General features: G+C 64.8%; 1 pseudogene. It reads right to left on the bottom strand.

Annotated elements, in window-relative coordinates:
- Positions 1-66: 66 nt before the first annotated feature.
- A pseudogene (locus ACG02S_RS26310) lies at positions 67-281 on the bottom strand (hypothetical protein); the annotation flags it as partial.

The following is a 281-nucleotide window of genomic DNA, read 5'->3' as shown; positions in this document are numbered from 1 at the left end:
GTCAGACCTGCAAAATCCATTTCCAGGCAACTCGCTGTGGGCACGGCCCCGGCGACCAGCGGCGGGTCATGTCGGGTTGAGCAGCGGCTGACGCGATCGTTCGGGATTGAAGTTCATGACGCTGTTGAATCCCGCCATAGCCGCTGCCAGCAATGCCGTCCATACGGCGGTCAAGGCCAAGTAAACGTGCTTTAGGCCGCCGGCCTGCAGCTGGCGCCGCAGCGCCCGCAGCAGCCAGCGGATGTTGAAGCCGGCTGCGCACAGCACCGCGTGCAGAGCGT

The organism is Pelomonas dachongensis, assembly GCF_043555865.1.
Taxonomy (GTDB): domain Bacteria; phylum Pseudomonadota; class Gammaproteobacteria; order Burkholderiales; family Burkholderiaceae_C; genus Pelomonas; species Pelomonas dachongensis.
The sequence above is the reverse complement of the archived record's forward strand: the minus strand, read 5'-3'. Positions and strand labels throughout refer to the sequence as shown.